This is a genomic window from Bacillus cereus group sp. BfR-BA-01309, assembly GCF_022664315.1.
GTDB classification, from domain to species: domain Bacteria; phylum Bacillota; class Bacilli; order Bacillales; family Bacillaceae_G; genus Bacillus_A; species Bacillus_A mobilis.
Genome location: NZ_JAKUHE010000002.1, coordinates 457,613 through 477,197 on the forward strand (window position 1 = coordinate 457,613; position 19,585 = coordinate 477,197).

Here is a 19,585-nt window from a genome sequence, read left to right on the forward strand (position 1 = left end):
GAAAACGCTCTATCAGAAAAGAGTAAACTACTAATCGTTAAAAATATTCCATAAATTCAGTTTATTGTTTTTTATTGTTATATCGCTTATTATTTCGATAATTATTAACGTTTCTCATCATATTTTTCACTTTTCTACATATATCTTTGTATAGAATAAACAAAATTAATCGAAAAATCGAAAAATGAGCATTTGCAAATCAAAAGACAATTCTGTAAAATAAATTACAAGAAATTGTAATCGTTGCTGATAGCTAAAGTTTAACAAAAGTTAACAAAATAAAAAAGTTTACTTCACAAAGGTGAAGTAAACTTAAAAAGAACCTATTCTAAGAAATCCTTAAGACGCTTACTACGGCTTGGATGTCTTAATTTACGAAGTGCTTTTGCTTCAATTTGACGGATACGTTCTCTCGTTACGCCGAATACTTTCCCAACTTCTTCAAGCGTACGAGTTCGTCCATCATCTAAACCAAAACGAAGACGTAGAACATTTTCTTCACGATCTGTTAGTGTATCTAACACATCTTCTAATTGTTCTTTTAGCAATTCATACGCTGCATGGTCCGCAGGCGATGTTGCTTCTTGGTCTTCAATGAAATCACCTAAATGGGAGTCATCTTCTTCACCAATCGGTGTTTCAAGAGAAACTGGCTCCTGTGCAATTTTTAAGATTTCGCGTACTTTTTCTGGAGCAAGATCCATTTCTTCACCAATCTCTTCAGGAGATGGTTCGCGTCCTAAATCTTGTAATAATTGACGTTGTACACGAATTAACTTATTAATCGTTTCAACCATATGAACTGGGATACGAATTGTTCGTGCTTGGTCTGCAATCGCACGTGTAATCGCTTGGCGGATCCACCAAGTTGCATACGTACTAAATTTGAAACCTTTACGATAATCGAACTTTTCAACCGCTTTAATTAGACCCATATTCCCTTCTTGGATTAAGTCTAAGAAAAGCATGCCACGGCCCACGTAGCGCTTTGCAATACTTACTACAAGACGTAAGTTTGCTTCTGCAAGACGACGTTTCGCTTCTTCATCGCCATCTTCAATACGCGTTGCAAGTCGAATTTCTTCTTCTGCAGATAGTAAATCTACACGACCAATTTCTTTTAAATACATACGAACAGGATCATTGATTTTAACCCCAGGTGGTACACTTAAATCATTAAGGTCAAATTCTTCTTCTGTTTTTGAAATTTGGCGATTATTAGGACCTTCTTCGTTGTCGTTGTCACCGACTAAGTCAATCCCTTGTTCACCTAAATATTCATAGTATTCATCCATTTGATCGGATTCAATTTCAAATCCATTCATGCGTTCTGCAATCTCTTCATATGTAAGAACGCCACGTTTTTTTCCGAGCTCAGTGAGTTGTTCTTTCACTTGCTCAAGGGTCATTTCAGTTTCAATTTGTTTAGAACGAGCTGGTTTGTCAGCCATCTGTTCCCCTCCTTACGCGAGATACAAACATTCATTATACTAAAAATTTATCAAAAAAGCTATTTTCTCGCTTTTTGATTTTGTAAATATGCTACATAATATTTAGCAGCCTCTACAGGATCTGTTTTTTCCATTTGTTTTATCTTAAAGATGATTTCCGTCTTCTCAAGTTTTTCTTGATGACGTCTAAGCGTATCCAAATGGCCTTGTAACACTTCTTCTGTGTATTCTGGATTAATAAATTCATCCGTCGAAATATCAGTGATAATATTTTTCAACTTCTCATCAGAGAGCCAACTTAAAAATGTTCCGACTGAAGGTTCATTTCCCTTTTCATAATATGCGTATAGTTCATATAAAATCCCTTTATGTTCTTCTGTGTGAAAATCTTCTATATGGGATTCCATACGAACAGCCACTTCTGGACTTTGCAACATATGGTAAATAATTTCTCTTTCTGCCCTTTCAAAACCTGTTAACTTCGGTTTTGTTTGAACAATTTGAGACGGCTTAGAAACCTGCTTTACTTGTTTTTGCTGTACCTTTTGTTCTTTGCGATATTGGTGCAATTGATTCAAAAGTGTTTCCATTGAATACGAAAATTCTTGCGATAATGACTTCAAATATGATTCTGCCTGCATCGCATCCTGTAGCAACGATAACTCTTTTAAAACACTTTTCACATATTCTTCTTTGCCAGACTCATCTTGCAAATTTTTCCCTAAACGCAAATAATTTATTTTAAAACCAACAAAACTTATACTTGATTTCACAAGATTTTCAAAAGCAGTTGTCCCATATTGTTGCACATATTCATCAGGGTCAAGCTTATCTGGCAAGGATATAACTTTCACTTGGCAACCGACTTTTAGCAATAATTGCCCTGCTTTCATCGTTGCTTCTCGCCCTGCTTTATCACCATCATAGCAAAGAACAACAGTTTCAACGTTACGTCGCAGAAGTTTTGCTTGTTCTTCAGTTAAAGCTGTTCCCATTGTCGCAACAGCTTCTTCCACACCACTTTTTACCGCAGCTAGTACGTCGGCATACCCTTCAAAAAGGGCCACTTGCCCACGTTTTCTAATAAACGGCCTCGCTTGGTGGAAGTTATACAACAATTTACTTTTATGAAAAATCGGTGTTTCAGGGCTATTTAAATATTTCGGAGTATCATCTCCTAGCGCCCTTCCACTAAACGCTATCACTTTACCTTGTAACGTATAGATTGGAAACATAACCCTTCCACGGAAGCGATCATAATGACTACCATCCTTCTCGCTTCTTATGAGAAGACCAGCTTGTTCCATACTAGACAGCGATAAGCCCCTTTTTTGTAAAATTTTCGTTGCTGCATCCCAAGCAGGTGACGCATAACCAATTTCAAACTTCTCAATCATCTCTTTCGTAATACCACGTTTTAACAAATACGAAAGTGCTTCATTTCCTTCTTCTGTATTTACTAATAAATGATGATAATACTTTTTCAAAAGCTCATGAGCCTGTTGCATGATGACAGTGTCATCAGATATGTCTTCTTGTTGTCCTTGCCCTGATGTATACTCTGCAACCGCAATTCCATTTCTTTCACCTAGCTTTTGAACAGCCTCGGTAAAAGCCAATCCTTCCATTTTCATTAGAAAGGAAAATACATTTCCACCTTCTCCACATCCGAAGCAATGAAAAATTTGCTTATCCGATGAAACAGAGAATGAAGGAGAATTCTCACCATGAAATGGACAAAGGCCGAAATAGTTACGTCCCTGTTTTCTAAGTTGAACGTATTCACCAATCACTTCTACAATATCCGATGACGTCCGAATCTGTTCAACAACTTCTTCGGGAATTCTGTTCCCCATAAATCCATCTCCGTGTCGTATTTTGTATTCGATATAAATTAAAAAATTCCTTTATAATTCGACAATATTTTTTCTAAACTTATTAGAAAGTGTTGTCGATCACGTTATCAAACGATTTTGCAGGCCCTTTTCTGCGTAATTTCGCAGATACATACCTACTATATAAAATTGTATCCATTTGCTCACCTGTTACAAATGCACCTCCTGGAGACAATACATATACACTTTTTTTTACAAGAAGACTAGCAAGCACCATATCCTATGTGATCACGAGATCTGTTTCTTTTGCATGTTGATACATATAAAAAATCAACTTTAGCTTATTCAGCATCTACATAGATCCAATTTCCCTTGCTACTTCCTTAAACGATGAGCATACGATGTGACAAACAAAATTTCGACATGAACTTTCGTTCCAACTTGCACAATTTTCAGCATTCACAGGATATGCATCTGCATCAACTAATACGATATTGATGTTTTGCATATTTCTGTATTCTACATCCCTTCTGCGAATCCTTCCATAATGTGCGTTTTCTTGTATAGATTTTGTCGATTTAACGTAATTACATGTCTTTTCGTAAATCCTATCCCTAGTTTATTCTGAAAAATTAAAGTCTAAACGTAAAATATAGGTTTTTATCACAATTTTTTATTATAATATATTTTCTTCAACTGCGCTACATATCCCTTTATTTTTTCATCTTCTATTTCAGGATAACGAAACCCTACCTTTAGCCTAATAAAAAGACAGAAGAATATAAGTATAACCACTCCGCTATAATCTATTACGAAATCAACAGGCATTGCTTTTTTCATGAGCGAAAAAAGCACATTCACCTTTGGTAAATGTGCTAAAACAATTTTTGGTTTTGCACTGCATTCACAATAATGTTAGCTGTTTCTTCAATCGCTTTATTCGATACATCAATTACTTGACAATCTATTTTACCGACTACATTCTCAAAGTGATCAATTTCTTCTTTAATACGATTAATATTGGCATATGTTGCACCGTCACTTAATCCAAGTGATTTCAATCGCTCTTTTCGAATATGGTTCAACTTATCTGGCGTGATTTTCAAACCGAAGCATTTTTCTTTAGCCACTTGATATAACTCTTCAGGTGGATCTACTTCTGGTACGAGCGGTACATTGGCAACTTTCAAACGTTTGTTATGAGCTAAATATTGAGAAAGTGGTGTTTTTGATGTTCGCGAAATCCCAATCAACACGATATCTGCTTTTAAAATACCACGTGCGTCTCTACCATCATCATACTTTACAGCAAACTCAATCGCTTCAATCTTTTTAAAGTATTCTTCATCTAATCTACGAACAACACCCGGCTCATATCTTGGTACTTGCCCTGTAATTTCTTCAATTTGATCGATAAGAGGCCCGATAATATCATATGCCTCTACACCTTCTTTCGCGGCCTCTGTCACTAAATACTGGCGCATGTCAGGCTTTACTAACGTGAAACAAATAAGCGCTTGATTGCTCTTAGCAATCGAAATCACTTCTTTTAATGTCCCTGTATCTTCTACATACGGTACACGTCTAATATCAGGAGCGAATGGGAATTGCCCCATCGCTGCTCGAACAACCAAATCAGCCGTTTCTCCAACAGAGTCAGATACGACATATACGATTTTATTATCCATTACATTACCTCACTTTAAACAAATTACACTTATTCGTTATTTACTAAGTTTACAAACGCACGTGTAATATTTGTTTTTGTAATTCGTCCAATCACTTCTAAACCTTGTTTCGTATCTTTTACAACTGGCATCGCATCAATCTGTCTTTCTATTAATTCCATCGCAATATCATATAAAGAATCTTCTCTACGACACATCGCAATGTTTGGCATCCTTGTCATGATAATATTAACCGGAAGAGAGGTTAAATCCTGCTTTCCTAGGCTAGCTCGTAATAAATCTTTACGAGATACAACGCCAACTAATAGAGTCGATTGATCTACAACGAATAATGTACCTACGTCCTCTAAAAACATCGTACAAATCGCATCGTATACTGATACATTTTTATCAATTACAGCCGGTCTAGATTGATAATCTTGTACTTTAATTTTCTTAACAGCTTCAGATAATAGCTGCCCCCCAGTTTTACCCGTATAAAAATAACCTACGCGTGGACGCGCTTCTAAATAACCAGCCATCGTTAAAATTGCTAAGTCTGGTCTTAGCGTTGCACGTGTTAATCCCAATTGCGCAGCAATTGACTCCCCTGTAATAGGACCGTGATCTTTTACAATCTGAATGATATGTTCTTGCCGTTTATTCAGCTCTATGATAATCACCACCTTCAGTGCACAACGAAAAAAGTTATACTATCTCTTAAATATTATATACTAAATATGCTATTTGAAAAAGATAGGATGTAAAAAGGACCGTATACGGCCCCAAATTATATTTGAAACTTATCAAGTTGTTCTAAGAAACGTCTTGATTTCAAATAAATCCCGCAATATTCATCATAATATGTATTCAATACTAAACGCATTTGTTTTTTTGTGCTATCCTTCACTGATACATTCCCAAGTCTATGTAAATCGAAGTGGTAGAAAAGACGTAATAATTTATGTACAGCTTCCCCCACTGGTATACGATACTGGTCTTGTTCAGCATGACGCGAGCACAGAAAACCGCCTTCCCGGACAGAGAAGGCGACAAAATCTGTTTCTTGATGACAAATCGCACATGTATCAAAATACGGGCGCATCCCTAATACCGGAAGCATTTTCGTTTGATAAATTAATGATAATACTTCTGAATCAACACCCTCACACATATAATGCAACGTTTGATATAACATTTCAAATAAATATGGATTATGTTTTTTATCTTCTGTTGCTTTATCAGTTAACTCAACAATAAATGATGCATAAGCAGTTAAAAATATATCCTCGCGAATTTCTTTCATAGTTGAAATAATCTCGCCTTGTTGTAAAGTTCCAAGTCCAGATCCCATTTGAATAAGAAAATTACCATGTGTCATAAGTTGCGAAACAGATGCTAACCGGCTTTTCGGTTTTTTCGCTCCTCTTGCCATTGCACTTACCTTACCCAATTCTCTTGAGAATATTGTAACAATCTTGTTCGTTTCTCCGTAATCTGTCGTACGGATAACGATGCCCTCAACTTTTTGAAACATGTTCGTCACCATCCAAGGTTTGAACAAAACGGGTCAAGAAATTGGAGAGTCTAGATGTGCTAGCTCCTCTTCATGTTGATCCATCTCATCGTTTACGTCTTTTTCCATTTCTTTCAAAAGCAAGTACGTTTCAATGCTTCCTGTTTTGGAGAAAAACTTCCAGGTAAAATCTAGCATAAGAATCCACCTTTCTCAATAAGCGTAGCCTATAAACCAATTTCCTTTGTTGTTATTAAATTGACCCATTTTGTCCATTTTCATGTGAGAAAAATTTTTCCTAATTTATCAAAACTCATAAAAACCAATAATCAGCGGATGAACAAAACATCCGCTGATTACAGCTTTACTCTATTTTAGTACTCGTCTTCGCGGAAACCAAGGTCACGAAGCTGAGACATTTTATTACGCCAATCTTTTTGCACTTTTACCCATACTTCTAAAAATACTTTAGAACCAAGTAATGCTTCAATATCAAAACGTGCTCGCTTACCAACTTCTTTTAACATCTTCCCTTGTTTCCCGATAATAATCCCTTTTTGCGATGGACGTTCCACAACAATCGTTGCATTGATATAAACTGCCCCGCCTTCGCGTTTTTGAATTGCATCGATAACAACAGCCACAGAATGCGGCACTTCTTCACGTGTTAAATGTAGTACTTTCTCACGAATAAGCTCTGAAATAATAAATCTCTCTGGATGATCCGTTACTTGATTATCTGGATAGTACTGTGGTCCTTCTGGTAAATACTTTTTAATTGTTCCAATTAAAGCGTCCACATTATTACCGTCTAATGCAGAAATTGGTACAATCTCTGCAAACTCATATAGTTTGCGGTATTGATCGATTAACTCTAATAATTGCTCTGGATGAAGTTGGTCGATTTTATTAATTACTAAAAATACTGGTTGTTTCGTTTCTTTTAATTTCTCAATGATAAATTCTTCACCACGGCCAAATCCTTCAACTGCATTGACCATAAACAGAACAATATCAACTTCTTTTAATGTCGTTTGAGCCATCTTCACCATGAAGTCGCCTAATTTATGTTTAGGTTTATGTATTCCTGGTGTATCAATGAAAATTACTTGTGAATCATTTTCTGTATATACGCCTTGAATTTTATTACGAGTTGTTTGTGGCTTGTCACTCATAATGGCAATTTTCTGGCCGATAATACGATTTAAAAATGTAGATTTCCCAACATTCGGTCTGCCAATAATAGAGACAAAACCTGATTTATAACCTTTTCTATTCATGTAAATCCTCCGCTAAAAATGCTCCTGGCAACAATTCTCCGACTGTCGTCTCTTGAACGTCACCATGTAAATTTGATAGGTATACTTTCGTATCCTGTTTACATAATTCTACCATAACTTGGCGACATGCTCCACAAGGAGGTACCGGACGCTTTGTATCCGCCACAATCGCGATAGCTACAAACTCTTTATCTCCTTCAGAAACCGCCTTAAATAAAGCTGTTCTTTCTGCACAGTTACATAAGCCATATGATGCATTCTCAACATTACATCCACGATATACTTTTCCATCCTGTGTTAATAATGCGGCACCTACTTGAAATTTAGAATATGGTACGTACGCTTGTTTACGCGCTTCGATTGCTTCTTGAATTAATTGTTTACTATTCATATTCCCGCATCCTTCCTGTCCACAGCTGTGAATAGATACACTCTCTGATTAAAGGCCTTTACGGCACTTCCAAAGCTTAATAAAAGCTTTGGAATGCAACTATACCACATACGGCAAAAAGATAATAGCACCAATTATAACGGCTATTATCGCAAACAATAAAACCGCTCCGGCTGCGACATCCTTTGCAATTTTCGCAAACGGATGTATATCAGTAGTCGCTAAATCTACTGTTTTTTCCACAGCCGTATTTACCATCTCTAAACTCATTACAATTCCTATTACAATAAGTAATACCATCCACTCTACTTTCGTAATATGGAAATAAAAGCCGCAGCATATAACAATGACTGCGGCTAAATAATGAATTTTCATATTTCGTTCATGACGAAGACAAAAGAATATACCTGCTATAGCATATCCAAAACTATTTATAAGTTTTCCTTTTTTCATCGACCTAATCCAAATGCCTCTAAAATTTCTTTTTGTCTTCCAAACATTTCTTTTTCATCCTCTTCTGTCATGTGGTCATAACCAAGTAAATGTAAAAAGCCATGTAACGCTAAAAAGCCAAGTTCACGATCAAAAGAATGTCCATACTCTTCAGCTTGTTCTTTCGCTCTCGGAATAGAAATAATAAGGTCACCTAACATACGAGGCATCTCTGCACCTACAATTTCCATCTCTCCTTCTCCCATTTCTTCCATAGCAAAGGAAATGACATCCGTAGGCTGATCCTTATCTCGGTAATCACGATTAATCTCGCGAATGCGTTCATTATCTACAAATGTCACTGATAACTCCGCACCATCCTCTATTTTTTCCATTTGAGCTGCTTTTTCTAATATCTCACGAATTAAATTCACATATTCTTCTTTCACTTCTTCTGTTTCATCAATGAAATCAATTAATAAACTCATTCTTTCTCCTTCTCTTCCGGTAGTTCCGGATATGTAATACGCGAATGGAAAATACCATTTAACGTTTCACATAACGTTTTTCCAACGATTTGTAGTTCCTTAAACGTCAAATCACATTCACTAAATTGCCCATCTTGCAGGCGATCTTTAATAATACTTTGTACTAAATTATTTATTTGATCTGGCGTTGGGTGATTCATAGAACGTACCGCCGCCTCAACACTATCAGCAATACCAACAATTGCCGACTCTTTAGAAGTTGCTTTTGATCCCGGATAGCGGAACATCTCTTCTGTATATTTTTCTTTATCTTCTTTAATCGCCTTATAATAAAAATATTTAAGTAATGTTGTACCATGGTGTTGTCCAGCAATATCGATAATTTCTTGCGGAATATGGTATTCTTCGAGCATTCTGACTCCATCTGTTACGTGAGCAATGATAATATCTTTACTCGTCACAGGATCTAATTTATCATGTGGATTTTCAATTCCCATCTGGTTTTCAATAAAGAATTGCGGTTGTACTGTTTTTCCTACATCATGATAATACGCCCCTACACGTGCTAATACACCATTTGCTCCGACCGCTTCACATGCTGCCTCAGAAAGATTCGCTACCATTACACTGTGGTGGTATGTTCCTGGCGCTTCTAACAAAATTCTACGCAAGAGCGGATGATTCGGACTTGATAGTTCCATAAGCTTCATGCTTGATACAATTCCAAGTCCACTCTCTAAATATGGTAATATTCCCATCGCTAAAACGGATGAGATAATACCTGAAACGGAAGCCATCAATAATTGCGTTCCAATTTCAAGAGGTGAAAAATTCCCATTACGTAATAATAATAACGCCGCTAAGACGACTACATTTAAGATAGAAACGAGTATACCAGCTTGCAAAATCATCGTACGACGATTTTTTTCTCTTAAGAAAATGCTTACTGATAATGAACTTAATAGCACATAAATACCTACACTATAATTCAGTGTACTTGTTACTCCTTCATTAAACATAATACTTCCGCACACAGAAAAAATCATACTTGTTAAGAATACAAATCGATCGCCAATCATTAGTTTTACAAGTATTGTTCCCATCGCAACTGGGACAACATACGCAATTCCTGCATATTCAAGCTTTTGAAACAAACTAATAATTTTCATTAAAACAATCGTGATAGACAAAATTGTAATATACGCTAAAATGTACGGCCTGTCTTCTCTTTTTCGCTGTAAAAATACTTCAAACTGCTTATGCATAAAGTACAGTAACACACCAATGAGCACTGCTAATCCAACATAAGGCTGAAAACTATTACCTTTCTCTAATAAACCGACTAATTTCAACTGATTATACATATCACTTGAAATTGTTTCACCTTCTCTAACAATAACTTGTCCTTGAAGGATATAAACAGGTGGAACTAAGTCCTCTTCTGCTTTCTTCTTCTCTTTCGTGACAGCTGGATCATAAAAATAATTCGCTGTAATCGCATATGATCCTAGCGCATTCACAGCTTCCTTCAAGCCGCTATTCACATTGAGGCTTTTCATTTCATTAACAAATCGCTCTTTTGCTGCTATTTCTTCGGACATTTTAATATTTCCACCCATAATAACACTAACAGACGTTAAAGCCGCGTTTTTTGCTAATTCTAATTGATCTGGTTCTGCATTAATAAAGTATAATAAATTCTCATCCGATAATTCTTTTGTTAAATTAGATGGTAACTTCTTCTTCAACTTTTCTAATTTATTTGCATCGGTCATCTTTTTTTGCTCTTCAGGTCCAGCAGCTTTCATCTCCTGAATTACTTCATTTACCTTAGCAAAAACATCATTTACAATATCTACTCTATTTTGTTTATATTCACTTCTATATGTATATTGATCCCCGACTTTTTGAGCGGCCTCTTGTTTTTTTCTGTCCGTTATAACCTTATCTTCAATTTTAATAGGAGAATGAATTGTTTTTTTCGCAATAGAATACATATCAACATCTAATTGCTCTGGTTTTACATTATTCATAAGTGCAAAAAACAGCACTGCTCCTAACAAAACGTAAGAAATCCAACTTAGTTTTTTCGAATGTTGTAAATTACGAAACCACTTAGAAATTTCTTGAGCTCTTAACATGATTTCAATACCTTCTCCTCTCCAGAAATAAAGTGAAACTATTTATAGCTTTCATTTCTTCTAGCCAACGATACTTTTAGAGAACACTTTGATACACCAGTACCTATAGTTTATTTCTCTTATCTTTTATGATAGTAAAAAATATGCCGTTCGCCAACCTTAATACAAAAAGAAATGATCCTGACAAATAGGATCATTCCATTTTATCATATGCCTCAATAATACGTTGCACCAGCGGATGCCTCACAACGTCCGTTTGTTCTAATGTAATGAACGAAAGACCTGATACACCAGATAAAATGTTAGAAGCTAGCGAAAGCCCTGATTTTACCCCTTTTGGTAAGTCTACTTGTGAAGGGTCTCCCGTAATAACCATTTTAGAACTAAAACCTAATCTAGTTAAAAACATTTTTATTTGTGCACCCGTTGTATTTTGCGCTTCATCTAAAATAACAAATGAATCATCGAGTGTACGCCCTCTCATATAAGCTAGAGGTGCGATTTCAATTACACCTCGCTCCATCATACGCTGTGTATATTCTTGTCCAAGAATATCGTGCAACGCATCATACAATGGACGTAAATATGGATCTACTTTCTCTTTCAAATCACCTGGTAAAAACCCTAAACTTTCTCCAGCTTCTACAGCCGGTCTCGTTAAAATGATTTTCTTTACATACCCTTGCTTTAAAGCTCTTACAGCCATTACTACAGCTAAGTATGTTTTCCCAGTCCCAGCAGGTCCTATCCCAAATACAACATCATTCTTCTTCATTGCATGAATATATCTTCTTTGCCCCATTGTTTTTACACGAATGGATTTACCTTTTGCCGTTTTAAAGATTTCTTCTTCATATAACTCTTCAAATTGAGCAATTTTCCCTTGTTGTGCGAGCTGAATTGCATACGCAACATCTCTTTCTGTAATTGATACACCTTTTCGAATAACAACAAGTAATTGCTGTAAGATTTTTTCTACGAGTGTCACAGTTTCAACTGCTCCAGATGCATGAACAGTTTCACCTCTAGTTACGATCGATACATTCAGTTCCCGTTCAATTACTTTCAAATGAGCATCATTGACTCCAAAAAGAGCGATTGCTTCGTTAGTATTTTCCAATTGTTGGTTCATTTCTACTAATTGTTCTGCCATTACTCAGTCTCCTTGAATATCGGATTCGGATATTGGTTGTGGCTCTGCAATATTTTCGATCACAGTATAATGCAATGTGACTTTTAGTTGATCCGCCTCAACCTGTTTACTCAAAATCTTATCACTTACAATCATAGCATGTTCATCCAATTTTTTCTTTAGTTCTTTTTCAGCCATCTCTTTCGCTACTTTCATTGCCTGTTTTTCTGTATATTCCCGATTCGCTTCTTCCTCTTCTCGCACGATATCTTTTTCGTACGCGATTGGCAGTGTAAAACCAAATAGTTTCACATCGTGTTTTACACTTTCCGTACGAGAGCGTTTATACTTATCATGTTGAAATCCCCATATTTTTATTTTCGTACTCCCAAATGTAAGGTAATGCTCATTATATGCATTGCCAGTATATACTTGAAATTGCGTCTTTAGTGGCACATTCACCTCAGATGTGTACCACGTTTCTCCATATACAATACCTTGTGCTGAAACAATCGTCGGACTCTCCTCATTACCGTATATCCCTGATACGAGAAGCTGTCCTTTTTCGACATGGTCATTTTTCAAGACAACTGGTTTTCCTACTTCAACAAATGTTTTTGTCACAATCGCTTCTTTTTTTGCTACTAAATTTTGCGGCCTTTGTTCCTTTTCTTTTTTCGGCTCGTTTTTTTCAACAATTTTAAAATGGTACGTCGTTCCTCTTATTTCTAGTCCCGCCCAAGTAATCGCATTAATATTGTCTGTCAAGTGACGCTGCACATCTTCTACATTAGGCATCTGGAATTGTAATTTTCCTTTTTTAATACCCATTTTGTCCAATTCTTTCATCAATATATATTCTGTTTCAGGTTTCGCTCCTGTAATTTCAATTTTCCAAACCATATTAGATAATGCAATCATGCCAAAAAAGAAAATTAAAAAACCAATTAAGAATCCACTATTTTTAATTAAACGCTTATTCAAAAAAGGAAAACCGTAACGTCCAATAAAATATAGTTTACATTCATTTTTTCTATAAATTGGTTTTATTTTCTTCACATCTCGTAATAACATACAAAAAACTAACGTTTCATCAGCAATCTTCTTAACATCCCAAACTAATAATTTTCTACGCACACATTCGTTAACGAACCGTTCCGCTCCTCTACCTTCAATTCGTACTTTTACATATCCAAGCCACTTTATAAACCATTTATTTTTCATCTACTATCTCCACTACCTTTCCAAAAGTATACACACTACTTTTTTCGCTTTAATTAGCAAAATAGCTCGTACGAAAATGAAATAAAGAGTTCTACCACCCATAAATAGCGAGATAAAATGAATAGTAAGGTCGAATCACGAAAATAACGAAGAAAAACTTCACATATGGAAGTTTCCCTCACTCCTCTTTTTTTTCGTTTTCTAAAAACGTCACTTGCTCAATTATTCCTTCAAGTAAAAGTTCTTCTGGAAGGATTGTTTTAATAATAAAGGATTGCCCTTTAATTAATAATTGACCGTGCTTTAATAACAATCTTACTTCTTTATCTGAAAACACTAATAAACCTCGATGATTTTCTATATAGATATGCACTTGCCCAACAAGCGTGATCCGAGGTAGATCCATTAGCACATCCACTGGCAGGTCTATTTGCTTTGTTAACCAATTCTTCATTTGTTCTAATTTTTTCATCTCAAAAGACCCCCTCTCATCCCATATGTATGAAAAAAGAGCTTGTAATATCACGTCCAAACTGAAAAAAAGCATAAAAAAACGTCTCATACGAAATGAGACGTTTTTTTATGCTAATAGTTGGATAACCAACTTATTCACAAGTGATCCGTCTGTTTTACCTTTTACTTTCGGCATAACAGCAGTCATCACCTTACCCATATCTGCTTTAGAAGTCGCACCAACTTCAGAAATAACTTGCTTAATTACATTCGCTAGTTCTTCTTCTGTTAATTGCTCCGGCAAATATGCGCTTAAAATCTGAATTTCACTTTGCAGTTTATTAACAAGGTCTTCACGACCAGCTTTTTTAAATTCAAGGAGGGAGTCCTTATACTGTTTTACTTCACGAGCTAAAACTGTTAATTCCTCTTCTTCAGTAAGAGTATGTTGCAGTTTAATACCTTCATTTTGTAAAGCAGCCTTAACCATACGAATAACGGTTAATTTTTCTTTTTGTTTATTCTTCATCGCTTGTTTCATATCATCGTTTAAACGACCGAGAAGACTCATAACTTACACCCTCTCTTAGAATTTACGCTTTCTTGCCGCTTCAGATTTCTTCTTACGTTTTACACTTGGCTTTTCATAAAACTCGCGCTTTCTTGCTTCAGCAAGTGTACCAGTTTTAGAAACCGATCTTTTAAAACGGCGAAGTGCATCCTCCAAAGACTCGTTTTTACGAACGACTGTTTTTGACATTCTCTTTCCCTCCCTCCGAAACATCACACTTACATACTAATTTCAGCATGCAAAAAGAAACCCTTCTTCAGCATGTCTTTTACGATTATAATACATTTTATCACTTCAGGTCAACTATTTGGCAGAATAAAAGAAGAATAGATGCCCTTCCCTGTTCAAAAGCTATGTAGATAGCTATTATTCTTTTCCCCTGAAGACAACTATATTTTTATCTTTACACCTTTTTTAATACAATAAAACATTAAATAACTACTCATTCGACGTACCTGCCTTTTCAGTACTTAACTTCTCCACAAAAAAGAAAGCATGCAAATCGTTTCCGTTTGCACGCTTTTTTATGCCGCTATTTACCAAGACAGTAAGGCAGTAAGACCCCCACCTCAAAATTCAGCGAAAACAAAGAACTTAGGTGGGGGTCGGGCTGATAATCAGTGGGGATGCCCCACTGATTAATGTTTCAATTTATGCACTTGCTGATTCTTTTTTTACATCATCTTCAAGAACACGAACAAATTGCGCTTCGTTATATGGATAACCAGCTTTCGTAATTTTCACTTTCACTAGTTTACCAATTAATTCTTCTGATCCTTCAAATACAATTTTCAAGTAGTTATCTGTATAACCTACATATAACCCTTCGCGGTCGCCCTCTTTAAATTGCTCTTCTGGAATGATTTCAAGTACTTCGCCTTCAAACTGTGACGCATACTCTTTTGCTAATTGATTAGATAGTTCAATTAAACGGTGCACACGATCGTTCTTCACATCTTCAGGAACTTGATCTTCCATACGCGCTGCAGGTGTTCCCGTACGTTTTGAGTAAGGGAATACGTGTAACTCAGAGAAGCGATTCTCTTTAATGAAATTGTATGTTTCCATGAATTCTTCTTCTGTTTCACCTGGGAAACCAACGATTACGTCCGATGTAATCGCAAGACCTGGTAACGCTTCTTTCAAACGATCTAAACGCTCTTGGAAAAATTCCATCGTATACTTACGACGCATACGTTTTAATACTGTATTAGATCCAGATTGCAACGGAATGTGTAAGTGACGTACAACTACTTCAGACTTATCTAACACTTCAATAACTTCATCTGAAATCTGACTCGCTTCAATAGAAGAAATACGAAGACGTTTTAATCCGCCTACTTCCGCTTCCATATCACGAAGTAATCCAGCTAAGTTATAATCTTTAATATCTTCACCGTACCCACCTGTATGAATACCTGTTAATACGATTTCTTTATAACCTGCATCTACTAATTGCTGCGCTTGCTTAATAACTTCTTTCCCATCACGAGAGCGCATTAAACCACGCGCCCAAGGAATAATACAGAATGTACAGAAGTTATTACAACCTTCTTGTATTTTTAAAGATGCACGTGTACGATCCGTGAAATAAGGTACATCCAGTTCTTCGTATACACGTGTTTTCATAATGTTGCGGACAGCATTAATTGGCTGACGCTCTTTGCGGAATTCTTCGATGTATCCTAACATCTTTTCGCGATCCTGTGTACCAACTACAATATCTACACCTGGAATTGCCATAATTTCCGCTGGAGATGTTTGTGCATAACATCCAGTTACACAAATAACCGCATCCGGGTTTTGGCGAACAGCACGTCTAATAACTTGACGGCTTTTCTTATCTCCCGTATTCGTTACTGTACACGTATTAATAACGTATACATCAGATTTCTTTTCATATTCAGTTCTTTCATATCCACCTTGTTTAAACAATTGCCAAATGGCTTCTGTTTCATAGTGGTTTACTTTACAACCTAACGTATGGAACGCAACAGTTGACATTGATCATCACCCCATCAATTCAAAATGATACGAAGCAGCACTTAACGCGTATAACGGCGCCGTTTCTGTTCTTAAAATTCTTGGTCCTAAACTACATGGTACAAATTTATGTTCACGAAGCGTTGTAATCTCTTCCTCAGCTAAACCGCCTTCTGGGCCAAATACAATCAATAGCTTTTGACCTGGTTTCATCGTCGTTAAAGCTTTCGCAAAGTTAGATTTCTCGCCTTGTTTTGCTTCCTCTTCGTAAGCCACAAGACAAACATCATACTCACCACTCATCGAAAGCAATTCTTTAAACGATGCCGGAGCATGTACTTCTGGAACTTCACTTCTATGTGATTGTTCCGCAGCTTCTTTCACAATTTTTCTTAAACGCTCAACTTTTTTATCAGCTTTTTTCGCATCCCATTTTACAATAGAGCGAGATGCTTGAAATGGTAAGAATGCAGCTGCCCCAAGCTCAGTTCCTTTTTGAAAAATTAACTCTAGCTTGTCTCCTTTCGGCAGTCCACTTGCAATCGTCACGAAAACAGGAAGTTCACTTGACGCCTCTACCCATTCTACAATAGCCGTATTAATAAATTCACTGGTAATTTCATCAATTGAACATACGGCTGTTTTTCCGTTTACACAGCAATAAATGTGATCACCAGCTGACATACGCATCACTCTTGCGATATGATGTACGTCATCACCTACAATGCGAATACTTGTCTCATTTACATATTTCTCTTCTACAAAATAACGTTGCATATAATCACCTTAGTAGAGTTTCGTTCCTTTCGTAAGTCAATACTTACGAAAAGAACGAAACGTTATCATTTTTCATATAACAAACGGCAAGTCCCTCACTTTATAGTGAGAGACTCCCCTTTTCATTATAGACTAAAATCTATATTACGCATTTCGTGCAATAATTGCTACCCAATCTTCCATTCGTAACACTTCTTCAATTGTAAATCCGGCTTTTTCTAACGCTTCAGAAATTACTTTTTCCTTCGCAGCAATGATGCCCGATGTAATAAATAATCCGCCCGACTTCACAACTCTCGCTGCATCTTCAGGGAATAATAGAATAATTTCTGCTAATAAGTTAGCTACGATTAAATCAACAGGACCTTCAATGCCTTCTAAAAGACTATTTTGCCCAACAGACACGATATCATCTGTTTTATTTAAACGTACATTCATTTCTGCACTTTCCACTGCAACCGGATCTAAATCATACGCTTGAACAGAAGACGCACCTAATTTTGCTGCTGCAATACTAAGTACACCAGAACCTGTTCCAACATCAATAATAGTGTCACCTGGCTGAACTGTTTTTTCTAAAGCACGAATACACATCGTTGTTGTCGGATGAGTTCCCGTTCCAAACGCCATACCTGGATCTAATTCAATAATTTTTTCTTCCGGAGAAGATGGTGTATAGTCTTCCCACGTCGGCACAATTGTGAATGTATCAGAAATTTGTACTGGATGGTAATATTTTTTCCAAGCAGTAGCCCAATCTTCTTCATTGACTTCGTTAACTGTAATATTTCCAGTACCAATTTCGATGTCGTAAGATGGAAGCATATCAATAGATGATTTTACACCTGCAATCGTTTCATGTAAAGAATCCGTTTGCGGGAAATATGCTTTTATTAATACACCTTCCGCCGGATATTCATCTGGGTTCAATGCATAAATTTCACCATATTGTTGCTCGCGCTCTTTCGTCAACTCCGCTGGATCCTCAATCGCAACTCCACTAGCACCAGCTTCATGTAAAATATGAGAGACAGCTTCTACTGCTTCTTCTGTTGTATGAATACTAATTTCTGACCATTTCACAATTTACCAACTCCATTTTTTATTTCCATTATTCCCCTTTGAAAGCACGTTTAAGCTTTCCAAATAGACTATCATCCTGCTCTTCTTGTCCCGCAAATTCACGTAATAAATCTTTTTGATGTGAAGTTAATTTCGTCGGTACAACAACACGAACGACTACATATTGATCTCCTTGACCGTATCCACGTACGTTCGGAGCACCTTTTCCTTTTAAGCGGAATTCTGTTCCTGTTTGTGTTCCTGCTGGAATTTTCAGCTTCACTTTTCCATGAACAGTAGGAACTTCCACTTCAGCACCAAGTGCCATTTGCGCAAATGTTAATGGCATTTCGCAAATAATGTGATCTCCTTCACGCTCAAAGAATTCATGATTTCTCACATGAACAACAACATATAAATCTCCTGCTGGTCCGCCATTTACGCCCGCTTCACCTTTTCCAGATACGCGAATTTGTTGACCATTATCGATACCTGCTGGAATCTTAACGTTGATTTTTTTACGTTTACGCACTTTACCAGAACCGTGACATGTCGTACATTTTTCTTTAATCATTTGACCAGTTCCTGAACAATGACCACAAGCTTGACGGTTTACGATACGACCAAATGGTGTATTTTGTTCTACACTTACTTGCCCTGAACCTGAACAATGTTTACATGTTTCTTTTGAAGTTCCTGGTTTCGCTCCGCTACCTTTACAAGTATCACATGGATCTTCAACTGGAATCTCGACATTTAATTCTTTACCAAAAATAGCTTCTTCAAACTCTAAAGTAACTTGATATTGTAAGTCAGCACCTTGACGCGGAGCATTTGGATCACGACGTCTACCGCCACCACCGCCGCCAAAGAACGAACTAAAGATATCTTCGAAACCGAAGCCACCGCCGAAGTCTCCTCCGCCGCCAAAGCCACCGAAACCTTGATTTGCACCAGCATGACCAAATTGATCATATTGCGCGCGCTTTTGATCGTCGCTTAATACTTCATATGCTTCTTGTACTTCTTTAAACTTTTCAATTGCATTTTCTTCTTTACTTACGTCTGGATGGTATTTTTTAGCCAAACGACGATACGCTTTTTTTATTTCATCTTTTGAAGCACCCTGGCTAAGTCCAAGGACCTCATAATAATCTCGTTTACTCATAAATTTACAACCCC

At 36.6% G+C, this 19,585-nt stretch carries 22 protein-coding genes; all 22 read right to left on the reverse strand.

Annotation, left to right across the window (positions count from 1 at the left end; genetic code table 11):
- Positions 1 to 323: 323 nt before the first annotated feature.
- On the reverse strand, positions 324 to 1,451 hold the full coding sequence (gene rpoD, locus MR115_RS06025) for an RNA polymerase sigma factor RpoD (RefSeq protein WP_000764063.1): 1,128 nt from the start codon (positions 1,449 to 1,451) through the stop codon (positions 324 to 326).
- 59 nt (positions 1,452 to 1,510) lie between these two features.
- Positions 1,511 to 3,307 (reverse strand): DNA primase, encoded by a 1,797-nt coding sequence (gene dnaG, locus MR115_RS06030; RefSeq protein WP_242240459.1) that lies wholly within the window; start codon positions 3,305 to 3,307, stop codon positions 1,511 to 1,513.
- 82 nt (positions 3,308 to 3,389) lie between these two features.
- Positions 3,390 to 3,521, reverse strand: a complete 132-nt coding sequence (locus tag MR115_RS06035) for a hypothetical protein (protein ID WP_242240462.1) — start codon at positions 3,519 to 3,521, stop codon at positions 3,390 to 3,392.
- Positions 3,522 to 3,638: 117 nt separating this feature from the next.
- On the reverse strand, positions 3,639 to 3,794 hold the full coding sequence (locus tag MR115_RS06040; protein WP_169833821.1) for a hypothetical protein: 156 nt from the start codon (positions 3,792 to 3,794) through the stop codon (positions 3,639 to 3,641).
- Positions 3,795 to 4,161: 367 nt separating this feature from the next.
- Entirely contained in the window at positions 4,162 to 4,974 is an 813-nt protein-coding gene (locus MR115_RS06045; RefSeq protein WP_000368939.1) for a pyruvate, water dikinase regulatory protein, read from the reverse strand.
- 29 nt (positions 4,975 to 5,003) lie between these two features.
- The gene (locus MR115_RS06050) at positions 5,004 to 5,636 is read right to left on the reverse strand and encodes a transcriptional regulator CcpN (RefSeq protein WP_000583755.1); all 633 of its coding nucleotides are present in this window, start codon (positions 5,634 to 5,636) and stop codon (positions 5,004 to 5,006) included.
- A gap of 107 nt (positions 5,637 to 5,743) precedes the next feature.
- Entirely contained in the window at positions 5,744 to 6,490 is a 747-nt protein-coding gene (gene recO / locus MR115_RS06055) for a DNA repair protein RecO (RefSeq protein WP_000487012.1), read from the reverse strand.
- Between the two features lie 33 nt (positions 6,491 to 6,523).
- On the reverse strand, positions 6,524 to 6,667 hold the full coding sequence (locus tag MR115_RS06060; RefSeq protein WP_000883924.1) for a YqzL family protein: 144 nt from the start codon (positions 6,665 to 6,667) through the stop codon (positions 6,524 to 6,526).
- Between the two features lie 176 nt (positions 6,668 to 6,843).
- The gene (era, locus tag MR115_RS06065) at positions 6,844 to 7,749 is read right to left on the reverse strand and encodes a GTPase Era (protein WP_061677310.1); all 906 of its coding nucleotides are present in this window, start codon (positions 7,747 to 7,749) and stop codon (positions 6,844 to 6,846) included.
- Positions 7,742 to 8,140, reverse strand: coding sequence for a cytidine deaminase (locus tag MR115_RS06070; protein ID WP_001086294.1), 399 nt, complete (start codon positions 8,138 to 8,140; stop codon positions 7,742 to 7,744). The genes era and MR115_RS06070 overlap by 8 nt, the downstream gene beginning before the upstream one ends.
- A gap of 99 nt (positions 8,141 to 8,239) precedes the next feature.
- On the reverse strand, positions 8,240 to 8,593 hold the full coding sequence (locus MR115_RS06075; protein WP_000715483.1) for a diacylglycerol kinase family protein: 354 nt from the start codon (positions 8,591 to 8,593) through the stop codon (positions 8,240 to 8,242).
- Positions 8,590 to 9,060, reverse strand: coding sequence for an rRNA maturation RNase YbeY (ybeY, locus tag MR115_RS06080; protein ID WP_000054689.1), 471 nt, complete (start codon positions 9,058 to 9,060; stop codon positions 8,590 to 8,592). Before ybeY ends, MR115_RS06075 begins: the two co-directional genes overlap by 4 nt.
- Positions 9,057 to 11,201, reverse strand: coding sequence for an HD family phosphohydrolase (locus MR115_RS06085; protein ID WP_000942638.1), 2,145 nt, complete (start codon positions 11,199 to 11,201; stop codon positions 9,057 to 9,059). The genes ybeY and MR115_RS06085 overlap by 4 nt, the downstream gene beginning before the upstream one ends.
- A 193-nt stretch (positions 11,202 to 11,394) precedes the next feature.
- The gene (locus tag MR115_RS06090; RefSeq protein ID WP_061677308.1) at positions 11,395 to 12,354 is read right to left on the reverse strand and encodes a PhoH family protein; all 960 of its coding nucleotides are present in this window, start codon (positions 12,352 to 12,354) and stop codon (positions 11,395 to 11,397) included.
- Positions 12,355 to 12,357: 3 nt separating this feature from the next.
- The gene (gene yqfD, locus MR115_RS06095; RefSeq protein ID WP_097819255.1) at positions 12,358 to 13,557 is read right to left on the reverse strand and encodes a sporulation protein YqfD; all 1,200 of its coding nucleotides are present in this window, start codon (positions 13,555 to 13,557) and stop codon (positions 12,358 to 12,360) included.
- 178 nt (positions 13,558 to 13,735) lie between these two features.
- Entirely contained in the window at positions 13,736 to 14,029 is a 294-nt protein-coding gene (gene yqfC / locus MR115_RS06100; RefSeq protein ID WP_000732264.1) for a sporulation protein YqfC, read from the reverse strand.
- A 108-nt stretch (positions 14,030 to 14,137) separates the two neighbouring features.
- Positions 14,138 to 14,581, reverse strand: coding sequence for a GatB/YqeY domain-containing protein (locus MR115_RS06105; RefSeq protein WP_000054579.1), 444 nt, complete (start codon positions 14,579 to 14,581; stop codon positions 14,138 to 14,140).
- A 15-nt stretch (positions 14,582 to 14,596) separates the two neighbouring features.
- Positions 14,597 to 14,770, reverse strand: a complete 174-nt coding sequence (gene rpsU / locus MR115_RS06110) for a 30S ribosomal protein S21 (RefSeq protein WP_000048061.1) — start codon at positions 14,768 to 14,770, stop codon at positions 14,597 to 14,599.
- A gap of 462 nt (positions 14,771 to 15,232) precedes the next feature.
- Entirely contained in the window at positions 15,233 to 16,585 is a 1,353-nt protein-coding gene (gene mtaB / locus MR115_RS06115; protein WP_061677306.1) for a tRNA (N(6)-L-threonylcarbamoyladenosine(37)-C(2))-methylthiotransferase MtaB, read from the reverse strand.
- A 6-nt stretch (positions 16,586 to 16,591) separates the two neighbouring features.
- Entirely contained in the window at positions 16,592 to 17,341 is a 750-nt protein-coding gene (locus tag MR115_RS06120; protein ID WP_242240466.1) for a 16S rRNA (uracil(1498)-N(3))-methyltransferase, read from the reverse strand.
- 144 nt (positions 17,342 to 17,485) lie between these two features.
- Positions 17,486 to 18,424, reverse strand: coding sequence for a 50S ribosomal protein L11 methyltransferase (gene prmA / locus MR115_RS06125; RefSeq protein ID WP_087956980.1), 939 nt, complete (start codon positions 18,422 to 18,424; stop codon positions 17,486 to 17,488).
- Between the two features lie 28 nt (positions 18,425 to 18,452).
- Entirely contained in the window at positions 18,453 to 19,571 is a 1,119-nt protein-coding gene (dnaJ, locus tag MR115_RS06130) for a chaperone protein DnaJ (protein WP_061677301.1), read from the reverse strand.
- Positions 19,572 to 19,585 lie beyond the last annotated feature (14 nt).

Excerpts from the sequence above, each read along its gene's own strand:
- rpoD (WP_000764063.1), bottom strand. The coding sequence starts at position 1,451 with ATGGCTGACAAACCAGCTCGTTCTAAACAAATTGAAACTGAAATGACC.
- dnaG (WP_242240459.1), bottom strand. The coding sequence starts at position 3,307 with ATGGGGAACAGAATTCCCGAAGAAGTTGTTGAACAGATTCGGACGTCA.
- MR115_RS06040 (WP_169833821.1), bottom strand. The coding sequence starts at position 3,794 with ATGCAAAACATCAATATCGTATTAGTTGATGCAGATGCATATCCTGTG.
- MR115_RS06045 (WP_000368939.1), bottom strand. The coding sequence starts at position 4,974 with ATGGATAATAAAATCGTATATGTCGTATCTGACTCTGTTGGAGAAACG.
- recO (WP_000487012.1), bottom strand. The coding sequence starts at position 6,490 with ATGTTTCAAAAAGTTGAGGGCATCGTTATCCGTACGACAGATTACGGA.
- MR115_RS06060 (WP_000883924.1), bottom strand. The coding sequence starts at position 6,667 with ATGCTAGATTTTACCTGGAAGTTTTTCTCCAAAACAGGAAGCATTGAA.
- era (WP_061677310.1), bottom strand. The coding sequence starts at position 7,749 with ATGAATAGAAAAGGTTATAAATCAGGTTTTGTCTCTATTATTGGCAGA.
- MR115_RS06070 (WP_001086294.1), bottom strand. The coding sequence starts at position 8,140 with ATGAATAGTAAACAATTAATTCAAGAAGCAATCGAAGCGCGTAAACAA.
- MR115_RS06075 (WP_000715483.1), bottom strand. The coding sequence starts at position 8,593 with ATGAAAAAAGGAAAACTTATAAATAGTTTTGGATATGCTATAGCAGGT.
- ybeY (WP_000054689.1), bottom strand. The coding sequence starts at position 9,060 with ATGAGTTTATTAATTGATTTCATTGATGAAACAGAAGAAGTGAAAGAA.
- MR115_RS06085 (WP_000942638.1), bottom strand. The coding sequence starts at position 11,201 with ATGTTAAGAGCTCAAGAAATTTCTAAGTGGTTTCGTAATTTACAACAT.
- MR115_RS06090 (WP_061677308.1), bottom strand. The coding sequence starts at position 12,354 with ATGGCAGAACAATTAGTAGAAATGAACCAACAATTGGAAAATACTAAC.
- yqfD (WP_097819255.1), bottom strand. The coding sequence starts at position 13,557 with ATGAAAAATAAATGGTTTATAAAGTGGCTTGGATATGTAAAAGTACGA.
- yqfC (WP_000732264.1), bottom strand. The coding sequence starts at position 14,029 with ATGAAAAAATTAGAACAAATGAAGAATTGGTTAACAAAGCAAATAGAC.
- MR115_RS06105 (WP_000054579.1), bottom strand. The coding sequence starts at position 14,581 with ATGAGTCTTCTCGGTCGTTTAAACGATGATATGAAACAAGCGATGAAG.
- rpsU (WP_000048061.1), bottom strand. The coding sequence starts at position 14,770 with ATGTCAAAAACAGTCGTTCGTAAAAACGAGTCTTTGGAGGATGCACTT.
- mtaB (WP_061677306.1), bottom strand. The coding sequence starts at position 16,585 with ATGTCAACTGTTGCGTTCCATACGTTAGGTTGTAAAGTAAACCACTAT.
- MR115_RS06120 (WP_242240466.1), bottom strand. The coding sequence starts at position 17,341 with ATGCAACGTTATTTTGTAGAAGAGAAATATGTAAATGAGACAAGTATT.
- dnaJ (WP_061677301.1), bottom strand. The coding sequence starts at position 19,571 with ATGAGTAAACGAGATTATTATGAGGTCCTTGGACTTAGCCAGGGTGCT.